Origin of the sequence: Arthrobacter jiangjiafuii, assembly GCF_018622995.1 — a bacterium.
Taxonomy (GTDB): Bacteria; Actinomycetota; Actinomycetes; order Actinomycetales; family Micrococcaceae; genus Arthrobacter_B; species Arthrobacter_B jiangjiafuii.
The window spans coordinates 70,842-83,382 of sequence record NZ_CP076022.1; the positions used below are offsets into that span (position 1 = coordinate 70,842).

At 67.7% G+C, this 12,541-nt stretch carries 11 protein-coding genes; 7 read left to right on the top strand and 4 right to left on the bottom strand.

Annotation, left to right across the window (positions count from 1 at the left end):
- The first annotated feature begins 11 nt into the window (after positions 1-11).
- Positions 12-890, top strand: a complete 879-nt coding sequence (locus KKR91_RS00350) for an SDR family NAD(P)-dependent oxidoreductase (protein WP_210227039.1) — start codon at positions 12-14, stop codon at positions 888-890.
- Positions 887-2,299 carry an aldehyde dehydrogenase family protein gene (locus tag KKR91_RS00355; protein ID WP_210227038.1) on the top strand — a complete coding sequence of 471 codons (1,413 nt, stop codon included), beginning with the start codon at positions 887-889 and terminating at the stop codon, positions 2,297-2,299. The genes KKR91_RS00350 and KKR91_RS00355 overlap by 4 nt, the downstream gene beginning before the upstream one ends.
- A gap of 69 nt (positions 2,300-2,368) precedes the next feature.
- Here KKR91_RS00355 and pgm read toward each other — a convergent pair whose 3' ends face one another.
- From pgm to KKR91_RS00370, 3 genes are all read right to left on the bottom strand, one after another.
- Positions 2,369-4,000, bottom strand: a complete 1,632-nt coding sequence (gene pgm / locus KKR91_RS00360) for a phosphoglucomutase (alpha-D-glucose-1,6-bisphosphate-dependent) (RefSeq protein ID WP_210227037.1) — start codon at positions 3,998-4,000, stop codon at positions 2,369-2,371.
- A 134-nt stretch (positions 4,001-4,134) separates the two neighbouring features.
- Positions 4,135-5,604: a peptide MFS transporter gene (locus KKR91_RS00365; RefSeq protein ID WP_273544905.1), complete on the bottom strand. Its 1,470-nt coding sequence runs from the start codon at positions 5,602-5,604 to the stop codon at positions 4,135-4,137.
- A gap of 186 nt (positions 5,605-5,790) precedes the next feature.
- The gene (locus KKR91_RS00370; RefSeq protein ID WP_210227035.1) at positions 5,791-7,218 is read right to left on the bottom strand and encodes an amidase; all 1,428 of its coding nucleotides are present in this window, start codon (positions 7,216-7,218) and stop codon (positions 5,791-5,793) included.
- 141 nt (positions 7,219-7,359) lie between these two features.
- Between KKR91_RS00370 and KKR91_RS00375 the strand changes: the two genes are divergently transcribed.
- The 3 genes from KKR91_RS00375 to KKR91_RS00385 all read left to right on the top strand — a co-directional run bounded on the left by KKR91_RS00375 (position 7,360) and on the right by KKR91_RS00385 (position 9,142).
- On the top strand, positions 7,360-7,677 hold the full coding sequence (locus KKR91_RS00375) for a rhodanese-like domain-containing protein (RefSeq protein WP_210227033.1): 318 nt from the start codon (positions 7,360-7,362) through the stop codon (positions 7,675-7,677).
- Positions 7,674-8,642 (top strand): prephenate dehydratase, encoded by a 969-nt coding sequence (gene pheA / locus KKR91_RS00380; RefSeq protein WP_210227031.1) that lies wholly within the window; start codon positions 7,674-7,676, stop codon positions 8,640-8,642. Before KKR91_RS00375 ends, pheA begins: the two co-directional genes overlap by 4 nt.
- 224 nt (positions 8,643-8,866) lie before the next feature.
- Positions 8,867-9,142 (top strand): hypothetical protein, encoded by a 276-nt coding sequence (locus KKR91_RS00385; protein WP_210227029.1) that lies wholly within the window; start codon positions 8,867-8,869, stop codon positions 9,140-9,142.
- Here KKR91_RS00385 and KKR91_RS00390 read toward each other — a convergent pair.
- The gene (locus KKR91_RS00390; RefSeq protein ID WP_210227027.1) at positions 9,139-10,233 is read right to left on the bottom strand and encodes a diacylglycerol/lipid kinase family protein; all 1,095 of its coding nucleotides are present in this window, start codon (positions 10,231-10,233) and stop codon (positions 9,139-9,141) included. The two genes, KKR91_RS00385 and KKR91_RS00390, sit on opposite strands and share 4 nt — an antisense overlap.
- A gap of 66 nt (positions 10,234-10,299) precedes the next feature.
- Between KKR91_RS00390 and serS the strand changes: the two genes are divergently transcribed.
- Both serS and KKR91_RS00400 read left to right on the top strand, forming a co-directional pair.
- Positions 10,300-11,574 carry a serine--tRNA ligase gene (gene serS / locus KKR91_RS00395; protein ID WP_210227025.1) on the top strand — a complete coding sequence of 425 codons (1,275 nt, stop codon included), beginning with the start codon at positions 10,300-10,302 and terminating at the stop codon, positions 11,572-11,574.
- A gap of 117 nt (positions 11,575-11,691) precedes the next feature.
- A complete protein-coding gene (locus tag KKR91_RS00400; protein WP_210227023.1) occupies positions 11,692-12,537 on the top strand; it encodes an HAD family hydrolase in 846 nt (281 codons plus the stop codon).
- Positions 12,538-12,541: the final 4 nt, after the last annotated feature.

Sequence of the window (12,541 nt, forward strand, 5' to 3'; positions counted from 1 at the left end):
GACGGATCAGCATGGGAATTTCAGCCTCGGGCGCCACGGTGCTTATCACCGGCGCGGCAATGGGTATGGGCAGGCTCTACGCGGAGCGGGCGGTGCGCGACGGCGCCGCGCACGTGGTGCTCTGGGACCGCAATGCCGAGGCGCTGGAGGCCACAGCGGCTGATCTGCGGGGAATGGGCGGCAGCGCCGTCCACCCCTACGCCCTGGACGTCAGTTCCCTGCCGGAGGTAACGGCCGCCGCCGCGCGCGTCATTGACGACGCCGGCGTCCCTGACGTGCTGATCAACAATGCCGGCATCGTCCGCGGCAAGTACTTCTGGGAGCACGACCCGGAAGCCGACATCGACGCCGTCATGCAGGTCAATACGCTCGCGCCGATGCAGATCACCCGGGCGTTCCTGCCCCAGATGATCGCCCGCCGCACCCCGGCCCGCATCCTGAACGTGGCGTCGGCGTCGGGCACCCTGTCCGTGCCCAAGATGAGCGTCTATACCGCCTCCAAGTGGGCCGTCATCGGCTGGAGTGATTCCCTGCGCCTGGAACTGGCCGAATCCGGCAACGGACACGTGATGGTGACCACCCTGATTCCCAGCTACATCAAGACCGGCATGTTTGCCGGCGCCCGCGGGCCGCTGATGACGCCCCTGATGGAGCCGGCCTACGTGGTGGACCGGGCCTGGGCTGCGCTGATGGCCGGCAAGGCCCGGATCCAGCTGCCGTGGACCGTGCCGCTGGGCAGCGCCCTGCGCGGGCTGCTGCCGCAGCCGCTGTGGGACGTCGTCGCCGGGCGGGTCTTCAAGGTGTACCAGTCCATGGACCACTTCACCGGCCGGCCCGAAACGCCGTCCGCGGCTGAGTCTGCTGCTCCCTCCGCGGAGACGCGCCGATGAGCGCAGTGTCCGTGGAGGAGACCTCCGAAGCCCATCCCGAGGCCGCCGTCAGCGCCACCGTTGCTGCGGTCCGCAGGGCGTACGACGCCGGCCGGACCAGGCCGCTGGCCTGGCGCCGGGAGCAGCTGCAGGGCCTGATCCGGATGCTGGCTGACCGCGAGGCCGAGTTCAGTGCCGCCCTGGCCGCCGACCTGGGGAAGAATCCGCTCGAGGGATACCTGACCGAACTTTCCATCACCCGCAGCGAAGCGGAGTACGCGCTCAAGCACCTCTCGCAGTGGACGCGCAGCACCAAGGTTCCGGTTCCGCTGGGCCTGCAGCCTGCCTCGGCCAAGACCGAACCCCAGCCGTTGGGCGTAGTGCTCATCATCGCGCCGTGGAACTATCCGGTGCAGCTGCTGCTGGCTCCGCTGATCGGTGCGCTGGCTGCGGGGAACGCAGCAGTGCTCAAACCCAGCGAGCTGGCGCCGGCCACCTCGCGCGTCATCGCCGCGCTGCTCCCGCAGTATCTGGACCCGGACGCCGTCGTCGTCGTGGAAGGCGGGCAGGAGGCCAGCACGGCACTGCTGGCCGAACGCTTTGACCACATTTTCTTCACCGGCGGGGAACGGGTGGGCCGCGTGGTGCTGCAGGCCGCGGCCCGGTACCTGACCCCGGTCACCCTGGAACTGGGCGGAAAGTCGCCGGCAGTGGTGCTGGATGGAAACTTCACCGCCATTGCCCGGCGGCTGCTCTACGGCAAGCTGCTCAACGCCGGACAGACCTGCGTGGCCCCGGACTACGTGCTGGTCACCGAGGCGGCGGCGCCGAAGCTGTGCAAGGCCCTGGTCAAAGAGCTGGCCGGGCTCTTCGGCAAGGATCCGGCCAAGAGCGCCGACCTGGGCCGGATCATCAACGCCCAGCACTGGGACCGGCTGCACGGGCTGCTGGACAGCGGAACCGTACTGGCCGGCGGCCGCGGGGACCGGGATTCGCTTTACCTGGAACCGACCATCCTGACCGAGGTCTCTCCGGACTCCGCCGTGATGCAGGAAGAGATTTTCGGACCGATCCTGCCCGTGCTCACGGTTAAGGACCTTGAAGAGGCAATGGCCTTCATCAACGCCCGCCCGGTCCCGTTGGCCTCGTACCTGTATACGCAGTCCGCGCCGGCACGGCAGGCCTTCGAACGGGGCGTGCGGGCCGGCAGCGTGAACCACAATGTGAGCACGGTGCAGCTCGCTGTTCCCGGCCTGCCGTTTGGCGGCGCCGGAGCCAGCGGCACCGGCGCCTACCACGGCAAGTACACGTTCGACACGTTCAGCCAGCTGCGGCCGGTGTTCACCAAGGGCACCGCGCTGGACACGCTGAAGGTGGCCTACCCGCCGTACAACGGCATCAAGGCCCGGCTGCTGCGCCGGCTGCTCTGAGCCTGGCTACCCGGGCCACGCCGTCCCGGCGTTGACCCTGGCCCCCGCGGGCCAGGGTCAACGGGGCAGCTAGGAGATCACACCGTCCACAATCGCCTTGGCCTCGGCCTGGACGGTGCGCAGGTGCTCGAGTCCCTTGAAGGACTCGGCGTAGATCTTGTACACGTCCTCGGTGCCGGAGGGGCGGGCAGCGAACCAGGCGTTCTCGGTGGTGACCTTCAGCCCGCCGATGGGGGCGCCGTTGCCGGGCGCCTCGGTGAGCCGGGCGGTAATCTCCTCGCCGGCCAGCGTGGTGGCGGTGACGTCCGACGGCGAGAGCTTGGCCAGTGCCGCCTTCTGTTCCCGGCTGGCCGGGGCATCCACGCGGGCGTATTCGGGGTCACCGAACGCGGTGGTCAGTTCGCGGTAGCGCTGCGACGGCGTCTTGCCCGTGACGGCGGTGATTTCCGAGGCCAGCAGGGCCAGCAGGATGCCGTCCTTGTCGGTGGTCCACGCCTTGCCGTCCCGGCGCAGGAAGGAAGCGCCGGCGGATTCCTCGCCGCCGAAGGCCGCCTCGCCCGAGAGCAGGCCCGGAACGAACCACTTGAAGCCCACCGGCACCTCCATCAGGGTCCGGCCCAGGTCGCCGGCCACCCGGTCGATCATCGAGGAGGAGACCAGGGTCTTGCCCACCACCGCGTTTTCCGGCCAGTCAGACCGGTTCCGGTAGAGGTAGTCGATGGCCACGGCCAGATAGTGGTTGGGGTTCATCAGCCCGGCATCCGGGGTCACGATCCCGTGCCGGTCGGCGTCGGCGTCGTTGCCGGTGGCGATGTCGTATTCGTTGGCGCGGGAGATCAGCGAGGCCATGGCATAGGGGGAGGAGCAGTCCATCCGGATCTTCTCGTCCCAGTCCAGGGTCATGAACGCCCACTGCGGGTCCACATTCGGGTTGACCACGCTCAGGTTCAGCTGGTGCGCTTCGGCAATGGCGCCCCAGTAGTCCACCGATGCTCCACCGAGCGGATCGGCGCCGATGTGCAGGCCGGAACCGCGGATGGCATCCAGGTCCAGGACCGAGGGCAGGTCCTGGACGTAGTTCTGCAGGAAGTCGTAGGTGCCCACGGAATCGGCCAGCCGGGCCTCGCCGAGCGGAATGCGCCGCACGCCGCGCAGTCCGTCCTCGAGCAGTTCGTTGGCGCGGTTGGCAATCCAGTTCGTGGCCTCGGAGCCGGCCGGGCCGCCCGTGGGCGGGTTGTACTTGAAACCGCCGTCGGCCGGGGGATTGTGCGAGGGGGTGATGATGATGCCGTCGGCCTGGTCGGTGCGACCGGCGTTGTACTTCAGGATGGCGTGGCTGAGCGCGGGCGTGGGCGTGAATCCGTTGCGGGCGTCAATCAGGACATTCACGGAGTTGCCGGCGAGCACCTCCAGGGCGGTGTTCTGCGCGGGCTCGGACAGGGCGTGGGTGTCCTTGCCCATGAACAGCGGGCCGGTGATGCCCTGCCCGTTGCGGTATTCCACGATCGCCTGGGTGATGGCGGCAATATGCGGCTCGTTGAAGGCGCCGTTCAGGGAGGAGCCGCGGTGCCCGGAGGTGCCGAAGACCACGCGCTGCGCGGGGTCGTCCATATCCGGCCGGATGTCGGCATAGGCATCCAGCAGCTTCGTCAGGTCTACAAGGTCGGAGGGTTGGGCAACTGTGCCCGCGCGGTTAGCCATACCCCTAAGCATGCCAAACATTCGCCCTTTCGGGCAGAAGGGCGGCCGGGACCATCGACACAAACAAACGACGACGGCGGCGGGTGCCGTCGTCGTCGTTTGTTTGGCCGCGAAGGGCCGGTGGAGCCGGGTGCTTAGCGCACGCTGCCCATCAGCTTCTTGATGGCGGGGCTGGCCACGGCCAGGGCAATGCCCAGGACGATGGCGGTGATGCCGCTGAACGCGAAGTAGGTCACTTCAGTGGCCGGATCGTAGAACTGTGCCAGCCAGCCGGCCAGGGTGGTGCCCAGCGAAACGGACAGGAAGAACAGTGCCACCATCTGGGTCCGGAAAATGGTCGGCGCCAGCTTGGTAGCGACCGACAGGCCGATCGGCGACAGGAACAGTTCGGCAAAGGTGAACAGCAGCAGGATGCCGGCCAGAGCCAGCAGCGGGGTGCTGCCCGGGCCGCCGCCGGAGAACGGAATGAACGCCAGGAACGCGAGGCCCATGACAGCCAGGCCGAGGGCAAACTTCAGCGGGGAGGACGGCTGCTTGTCGCCCAGCTTCGTCCACACAGTGGCGAAGACCGCGGCGAAGACGATGATGAAGACCGGGTTGATGGACTGCACAAAGCTCGGCGGCATTTCCCAGCCGAACAGGTTGCGGTTCAGTGACGTGTCGGCGTAGATGGCGACCACGGTGAACTGCTGCTGGAACAGGGCCCAGAATGCGGCGCTGGCAATGAACAGCGGCATGAACGAGTACACGCGGCGGCGCTCGAGCTTGTTCACCTTCTTGCTGGTCAGGATCACCACGAAGTAACCGATGGAGGCCAGGATGGCCACGGTGGCCATCACCGGAGCCAGGTTTTCGGCCGTCAGCAGGCCCAGGGCCACGGCCAGGACGATCAGCACGATCGCACCCAGGGTGAGCGCAATGACCTTGTTGAACTTGTTGCGGGGCAGCGGGTTGCTGACCTGGTGGGCGGTTTCGGGCAGGTACTTGCGGGTCATGCCGTACTGGGTCAGGCCGACGATCATGCCGAGGGCAGCCAGGCCGAAGCCGAAGTGGAAGCCCCAGGCGTTCTGCACCAGGCCGGTGAGGATCGGCCCCACCAGGGCACCGAGGTTGATGCCCATGTAGAAGATGGAGAAGCCGGCGTCGCGGCGCTCATCCTTCTCGGCGTACAGGGTGCCCACCAGCGACGTGGCATTGGCCTTCAGCCCGCCGGAGCCGAGTGCGATCAGGATCAGGCCGGCGGCCAGTCCTGCTGCACCGGGCAACACGGCCAGGGAGATATGGCCCAGCACGATGATGATTGCCGAGTAGAACAGGACACGTTCGGAACCGAGCAGGCGGTCCGCAACCCAGGCACCCAGGATGGTGGACAGATACACGCCACCCCCGTACGCACCGACAAGGCCGGTGGCGACTGCCATGTTGATACCCAGGCCGCCCTCGGCGACCGAGTAGTACATGTAGTACAGGAGGATGCCCTGCATGCCGTAGAAGGAGAACCGTTCCCACAGCTCGACGCTGAAGAGGTTCGCCAACATGCGGGGATGGCCGAAGAAGGATTTGCGGGCCGGCGGAGCGGCTGAGGTGCTGGGATTAGAACTCACCCACACATATTCGCACCGGCGTATGTGCGGACCCGGCGCCGGGATTCGCGGTTTCTAGGCGTTTCTAGGCGTTTTCGGCACGGCCGGCATGGCAGCTGTGTTTAATGTCTCCTCGGAAACGGTCCCCCGCCACACTGTTACGTGGTGCGGGCCGATGCATCCGGTGGCGTGGGATAAAATCTGCGCTCACTTTCCCAGCTGGGCGGCCACCGCGAGCAATTGGGCCTCCGCGCCGGGCCGCCCGATCAGCTGGATTCCCATGGACAGCCCGCCCGCGGTGCGCAGGGTCGGGACGGTGATGGCCGGCAGCCCGCAGACGTTCACCATCGAGGTGAAGGGCGAATAGCGGCACTGCCGGTCATAGTCCTCCAGGCCCTGCGCATCCCCGCCCAGCGAGTCATCCCGGTACCAGCCCAGCGGCCGCGGAATCATCCCCAGTGCCGGGGTGAGGATCATGTCGTACCGGCCGTAGGCGCGGATGGTGTCTTCCTCGAAGCGGCGCAGGACGTCGATGGCCGCCACCAGGTCGGCAGCGGAGCGCTGCATTGCGCGGCGGCGTACCGCCGCCGTCAGCGGTGTCAGCCGCTCCTCGCCGCCCGGCGGCAGCTCCAGCGTTGCCAGCCCAGCCGTCCAAACGGTCTGGAAGGCCTCCGGATAGCGGGCGTCGTACCCCACTTCCGCGTCAACGACGTCGTGCCCTGCACCCGTGAGGGCGCCGACCCCTGCCTCCAGGGCCTGCACCGCTTCCGGGTCCAGGGTGATTTCCAGGCGGGAGGAAAACGGTGAAAGCGTGCTTACTCCGATCCGGAAGCGTCCTTCGGCGCGTTGCGCCGCGGCGAGGAAGGAGCCGTCGACGGCGGCAGCGGACGTCGCGTGGTGGTTGGGTTCGGCGACCATCGCGTCCAGCAGCAGCGCCGCGTCGGCCGCGGTGCGGGCCAGCGGTCCGGCCACCACAAACTGGCCCAGGTCATTCTGCCCGGCGCCGGAGGGCACCCTCCCGCGGTTGGGCTTCAGCCCGACCAGGCCGGTTGCCGCCGCCGGAATCCGCACCGACCCGCCGCCGTCCGTCCCCGGCGCGAAAGGAAGCAGTCCCGCTGCCACTGCGGCGGCGCTGCCGCCGCTGGAGCCGCCCGGGCTGCGGGTCGGATCCAGCGGATTCCGGGCCGGCGCTCCCACCAGGTTCTCGCTGTAGCTGCTCAGGCCAAACTCCGGCACCTGCGTCTTGCCCAGGCTGATCGCCCCTGCCCGGCGCAGGACGGCTGGCAGGGGGCTGTCCGATTCGGGAACATAAGGCGGCAGCGCTGCAGTGCCCAGTGTTGTGGGGACGCCCGCGACGTCGGTGAGGTCCTTGTGTGCCAGGGGCATGCCGTGGAGCGGGCCCAGTGGTCCGCCGCGGGCAAAAAGCTCGTCGGCAGCCGCCGCTTCGCGCAGGGCGGCATCGGGCGTGACAAGCAGGAAGGCGCCCAGGTCCGGGTTCTTCTCCTCGATGCGCTCCAGGAAATGTGCGGTTACTTCCCGCGCGCTGACCTCGCCCGAAGCGAGATGGTCCCGCAGCGCCAACGCGGTGAGTCCGTGCAGCCCCGCGGGCGGGACCGGATCCGGATGAGCGGGCATGTGACTCCTTCGGACGGGGGAAATATTTTCCGGGCAGGGCTCCCACTATAGGCTGGGAGGAAGTTGACTTTCCGGGCCGGGAAACGGCGAGCCGCCGCCGGCCCCGAGCCATGCTGGAACCTAAGGACAGGATCTTCGAAAATGGAAAACGTATCCGTGGATGCCATCGGACCGAACGCCCGGATTTTGGACGTGCGCGAGGACTATGAATGGGAAGCCGGGCATGTCGACGGCGCCGTACATATTCCGCTCGATACCCTGCCGGAGCGCTTTGAGGAACTGGACCCGGACCAGGATGTCGCAGTCATTTGCCGCACCGGGGGCCGCAGCTCCCGTGCCGCGGCCTGGCTGGAATCCCACGGCTATTCCGTGGTGAACGTCAAGGGCGGCATGGGAGCCTGGCTGGAAGCCGGGAAGCCCATGGTTTCCGACAACGGGCAGGACCCCACCGTCGTATGATCCCTTCTCCCAGCGCAGATGCCGCCGGCGGCGCCGGCGGCAAGGGGTGGACCTACACCTACCTCGGGCCGGAGGGCACGTTCACTGAAGCCGCGCTCCTGCAGGTTCCCGGTGCAGCCGACGCCGAGCGGATTCCCGCCACGAGTGTGACCGCCGCGCTGGAGATGGTCCGCGACGGCCGGGCGGATGCCGCCGTCGTACCGATTGAAAACTCGGTCGAGGGTGGCGTGAGCGCCACCCTCGACGCCATTTCGGCCGGCGATCCGCTGCGGATCCGGCGGGAAATCCTGGTTCCCATCACCTTTGTCCTGGCCGTCCGGCCCGGCCTGGAGCTGGCAGGCATCGCCACGGTGTCCACCCACTCGCACGCCTGGGCGCAGTGCCGGGACTGGGCCGAAAAGAATATTCCGCATGCGGAATATCTCCCTGCATCCTCCACCGCAGCCGCAGCCGTGGGCCTGCAGGCGGCGGAGCCCGCCTACGACGCCGCCATCTGCTCACCCCTGGTGGCGGAGCGGCTTGGCCTGCAGGTGCTGCGCAGCGACATTGGCGACGTCGCCGACGCCGTCACGCGCTTTGTCCTGCTGAGCCGGGGCGGACCCCTGCCCGAACCTACCGGGGCAGACAAAACCACGTTGGTGGTGCCGCTGCCTGAGGATCATCCGGGGGCGCTGATGGAAATCCTCGATCAGTTCTCTGCCCGCGGCGTGAACCTCAGCAGGATCGAGTCCCGCCCCACTGGCCTGTTCCTGGGTGATTACTTCTTCAGCATCGACGCCGACGGCCACGTATATGACGCCCGGATGGCAGACGCGCTGAAGGGCCTGCACCGGATCAGCCCCAACCTGAGATTCCTGGGATCCTATCCGCGGGCTGACCAGCGCGAGCCTGAGATTCCCAAGCACACCAGCGACGAGGCATTCCATGCAGCGGACCTCTGGCTTGAGGACCTGTACAAGGACTAGCCTCACGGGAGGAAACGGCCAGGAAGCACTGACGGGACAAGAGATTGAGGTGGCGGGATTCTCCGCTTCGGAAACCGCCGTGCGCGTGATGCTCTCAGCATGAAGATGTGGGTCCGGCTTTCCCGCCGGCACGATTCATCAGTATGCTGATGGTAAATGTGCGGTACGCCGCACAGACCACAGGCCCGGTACGGGTCCTGAACCGTAGTGAGGAAGGAACGCGAATGTCTGAGCACCCCAATGAGGAAGAACAGCTGACCGATCCCAAGCCCAGCGGACAGTCCACGGGTGACGACAACTGGCGCGGCGATGCCGCCGACCAGGGCAACGACATCCGTTTCGCCGAGGAAGAGCAGCTGATCCGCGAGCAGGGTTCACCCGCTTCCGTCAATCGCGACGACGAAGGTGAATACACCGACAAGGATGACGCGGACGGCAAGGGGACCAAGGGATCCGCCGCCGAGGGCGGCTACACCGACGCCGAGGGCACGCAGGACTAGCCCCGCCTCGCCCCCGCCGCCAGCGGGGGAACCGGCTGCTGCTGGTTCGGGGAAGGCGCCCGGACCAGCAGCGCCAGCGGATCGACCCGGACCAGTACCTTGGTGGCCGGTCCGGTGAGATCGCCGTCCAGCTGGGTCTGCGTGGGGCTCGCGACGCGGATCTCCACTGTCCGGGCCCGCTGATAGCTGATCACCGGGATCTCCCGGCGGGAGCCGGTGACCACTTTCCCGGCCACCCAGAACCAGCCGGCAAGGCTGCGCGGACTCATCGCCACCACGTCCAGCAGCCCGTCATCCATGCTCGCTTCGGGGATGAAATCGATCCCGGCCGGCAGTCGCCCCAGGTTGGCGAACAGGATGCTGCGGACCTTGAGCACCCGTGCCGGCCCTCCGTCCACCGAGACGCTCATCTTGGTCCGCCGCCCCGGCAGCAGCCGGACTCCGGCCTCCCCGTACGCCAGCCAGCCCACGCTCTTTTTCAGGTTGTCCCGCGTGGCAGCCACCACCTCGGCGTCCAGCCCGATGCCGCCCATCACCAGGAAGACGCTGCTGCTGCGTTCCCCCGTGACGGCGTTTTCCAACTCGATCGACCCCATGTCCACGCGCCGGTCCTGCCCGTGGAGCGCCGTGCCGATCGCCGCCGGCAGGTCAGCCACCGGCAGGTCCAGGTTCCGGGCGAACAGGTTGCCGGTCCCCAGGGGCAGCAGGCCGAGCGCTGCAGGGGTGCTGGCCAGGGCACGGGCGACCTCCCGGATGGTGCCGTCGCCGCCCGCCGCCAGAACGACGTCGGCCCCCAGCGCCAGCGCCTGGCGCGCCTGCTCATAGCCGGGACTCTCAATAGTGGTTTCCAGGATCATGGGCGGATCCCAGCCGGCCAGCTCGCAGGCCTGGGCCAGCAGTACCCGCGCCGCCGGTGCCTGGACCTTGACGGGATTGAGCACCATCGCCACTTTCTGGTGTCCCGGGGCCAGGGGCCTGATGACCCTTTTGCCGGCGGCCAGCCGGCGCCGCCGCCGCGCCTCCACGCCCACTGCCAGTGCCACGAGGACAGCGGCCAGCAGTGCCAGTATGGATATCAGGAGGGGGGACATAGTGGTTCCCACCCTAACGTGGACCCGGATGCCTTGGCCCCGCGGCGTTTTGGGTACTCTTGAACCGTGATCGATGTTAATGAGCTCCGCGAAAACCCTGACAAATTCCGAGCCTCCCAGCGCGCCCGCCAAGCGGACGAGTCCCTGGTCGATGCGATCATTGCTGCCGACTCCGCCCGCCGCGACTCGCGCACCCGGTTTGAGAACCTGCGCGCCGAGCAGAATGCCTTCGGCAAGCGGGTCGCCAAGGCCAAGGGTGAGGAGAAGCAGGCCCTCCTGGCCGAGGTCAAGGAACTCGCCGCTGCCGTCAAGGTGGCCGGCGCCGAAGCCGATGCCGCCGGCGCTGAATCCGACGCGCTGCTGCGCCGGATCCCGAACCTGGTGCAGGACGGCGCCCCCGCCGGAGGCGAAGATGACTTCGAGGTCATCAAGACGGTCGGCAAGCCCCGCGACTTCGAGGCCGAGGGCTTCAAGCCCCGCGACCACCTGGAAATCGGCGAACTGCTGGGTGCCATCGACATGGAACGCGGCGCCAAGGTCTCCGGCTCCCGCTTCTACTTCCTGCGCGGCGTCGGCGCCCGCCTGGAGCTGGCCCTGCTGAACATGGCCATGGACCAGGCCATCCAGGCCGGTTTTGTTCCGATGATCACCCCCACCCTGGTGCGGCCCGAGACGATGGCCGGCACCGGCTTCGACGTGGCACACGACGCCGAGATCTACCGCCTGGCCGAGGATGACCTGTACCTCGTGGGCACGTCCGAGGTGCCGCTGGCGGGTTACCACGCCGACGAAATCCTCGACCTGAACGGCGGACCGGTCCGCTACGCCGGCTGGTCCTCCTGCTACCGCCGCGAGGCCGGATCCCACGGCAAGGACACCCGCGGCATCATCCGCGTCCACCAGTTCAACAAGGTGGAGATGTTCATTTACACCAAGCCCGAAGACGCCGCCGCAGAGCACCAGCGGCTGCTGGCCTGGGAAGAGGAAATGCTGGCCAAGGTCGAGCTGCCCTACCGGGTCATCGATACAGCCGCAGGCGACCTGGGCATGTCGGCGGCCCGGAAGTTCGACTGCGAGGCCTGGGTCCCCACCCAGAATGCCTACCGCGAGCTGACCTCCACCTCCAACTGCACCACCTTCCAGGCCCGGCGCCTGAACATCCGCGAACGCCAGGAAGAGGGCAAGGGCACCCGCGCTGTGGCCACCCTTAACGGCACGCTGGCGACCACCCGCTGGATCGTGGCCATCCTGGAGCACCACCAGAACCCCGACGGTTCCGTGACCGTGCCGGCCGCCCTGCGGCCTTACCTCGGCGGCCTGGAAGTCCTGCCCGTCCTGTAGGCACGCGCCCGGTTCCGGCGTTCGCTGCCGGAACCGGGCCGGTTCCGATCGGCCCAAAACTATCCCCATGTGAACCGCGTCCTATTGCGATTTGCACGTTGGTGTTTAAATAGGTCGATGACTACTTTGACGAGCGCCGGCATCGAAGACCGGCAAGATCCCCCAGTAAACACCCATCTTGTCGCCCTTGATGTCGACGGCACCCTGGTAGACCACGACGGCCACATGTCCCCCGGAGTCCGGGAAGCGGCAGCGGCCGCCGTCGCCGCCGGCCACCAACTGGTGATCGCCACCGGCCGCTCCTACGGCGCCGCGCTGCCGATCCTTGAAAGTCTCGGCATCACCGAGGGCTACTGCGTCTGCTCCAACGGCGGCGTGACCCTGCATATCGATCCTGAGCTGCCCGACGGCTACGAAGTCATGGACCGTGTGGTCTTTGACCCCAAGCCGGCACTGGATGCGCTGCGGCTGAAGCTGCCCACCGCCAAATTCGCCCTGGAGGATTCCGACGGCGTCTTCCTCTCCACCGAGCGCTTCCAGGATGCCAGTTTCGGCGTTGTAGCCCAGGCCGTGGACTTTGAACGGATGCGCAACGCCAAGGCGGTGCGTGTGGTGGTCTTCAGCACCGACTCCACCGCAGAGCAGTTCGGCGAGGCAGTACGGGCCATCGGCCTGCACGGTGTCACCTACTCGGTGGGCTGGACGGCCTGGCTGGATATCGCGGCCGAGGGCGTGACCAAGGCCAGCGCCCTGGAAAAGGTCCGCACGGCGCTGGATATCGACCGGAAGTACACCCTCGCCATGGGCGATGGCCGCAATGACATTGAGATGCTCGGCTGGGCCGCCCGCGGCGTGGCCATGGGCCAGGCGCCGGAAGAAGTGCTGGCAGCGGCCAACGAGGTCACCGGAACCGTTTACGAAGACGGCGCAGCCTCTGTGCTGCGAAGCCTGCTCCCGGGCTGAGCCG

Coding starts and splice junctions, on each gene's coding strand:
- KKR91_RS00375 (WP_210227033.1), top strand. CDS start 7,360: ATGGAAAACGTATCCGTGGATGCCATCGGACCGAACGCCCGGATTTTG.
- KKR91_RS00385 (WP_210227029.1), top strand. CDS start 8,867: ATGTCTGAGCACCCCAATGAGGAAGAACAGCTGACCGATCCCAAGCCC.
- pgm (WP_210227037.1), bottom strand. CDS start 4,000: ATGGCTAACCGCGCGGGCACAGTTGCCCAACCCTCCGACCTTGTAGAC.
- KKR91_RS00400 (WP_210227023.1), top strand. CDS start 11,692: ATGACTACTTTGACGAGCGCCGGCATCGAAGACCGGCAAGATCCCCCA.
- KKR91_RS00350 (WP_210227039.1), top strand. CDS start 12: ATGGGAATTTCAGCCTCGGGCGCCACGGTGCTTATCACCGGCGCGGCA.
- KKR91_RS00355 (WP_210227038.1), top strand. CDS start 887: ATGAGCGCAGTGTCCGTGGAGGAGACCTCCGAAGCCCATCCCGAGGCC.
- KKR91_RS00370 (WP_210227035.1), bottom strand. CDS start 7,218: ATGCCCGCTCATCCGGATCCGGTCCCGCCCGCGGGGCTGCACGGACTC.
- pheA (WP_210227031.1), top strand. CDS start 7,674: ATGATCCCTTCTCCCAGCGCAGATGCCGCCGGCGGCGCCGGCGGCAAG.
- KKR91_RS00390 (WP_210227027.1), bottom strand. CDS start 10,233: ATGTCCCCCCTCCTGATATCCATACTGGCACTGCTGGCCGCTGTCCTC.